The 851-nt window shown below is 68.4% G+C and carries 1 protein-coding gene; it reads left to right on the forward strand.

The features are described from left to right. Positions 1-66: 66 nt before the first annotated feature. Positions 67-851: transposase (locus tag KGQ19_RS48740; protein ID WP_212022470.1), on the forward strand; the 785-nt coding region annotated here is incomplete at its 3' end.

Here is an 851-nt window from a genome sequence, read left to right on the forward strand (position 1 = left end):
CTAGAAGACTCATGAAAATCATGCGTTCTGACCTCGTCGGTTCTCCGGTGGGGTCAGACTGCTGTTATGCAGGGTGAGTGGACTGGTGAGCTGGTCGGGGCGGATGTGTGGGAGACCTGTCGGGAGTTGATCCCGGCTGGGGGTGTGTTCGCGTTCCTGGCTGAGCACCGGGATGATCTGTTCCCGGCGTCGATGTTCGCCGACATGTACCCCTCGCCGAACGGCCGTCCGTCGATGCCGCCGCAGGTGTTGGCTGCGGCTGTGGTGCTGCAGAGTCTGTATGGGCTGTCGGACTTCGACACGGTCGGCGAGCTGCGGTGTGATCTGCGGTGGAAAGCCGCATGTGGGCTGGGGCTGTTGGACACCGGGTTCGATCCGTCGCTGTTGGCGTACTTCCGGCGCCGCCTATCCGGCTCGTCGGACCCGAACCGGCTGTTCACGACGGTCAAGCAGGTGGTAGCCGAGACCGGGGTGCTCAAGGGCCGGGTGCGGCGGGCGCTGGATTCCACGGTCCTGGATGATGCGGTGGCCACCCAGGACACGATCACTCAGCTGATCGCGGCGGTGCGGCGGGTCGTCCGCGAGGTGCCGGGAGCGGCGCAGGTGGTGGCCGAGTACTGCTCGGCCCATGACTACGAGGATCCGGGCAAGCCGCGGATCGCCTGGAACGACGAGCAGGCCCGCGAGGCGCTGGTGGACGCCCTGGTGACCGATGCGCTGCTGGTGCTGGGCCATCTACCCGAGGCCGAGTTGGGCCCGAGAGCCGCCGACGCGGTCGGGCTGCTGGCGCTGGTGGCCGGGCAGGACGTCGAGCCGGCCGAGGGCTCGGACGGCCGGGACGGGCGGTGGCG

This window comes from Catenulispora pinistramenti (assembly GCF_018274385.1).
Taxonomy (GTDB): Bacteria; Actinomycetota; Actinomycetes; order Streptomycetales; family Catenulisporaceae; genus Catenulispora; species Catenulispora pinistramenti.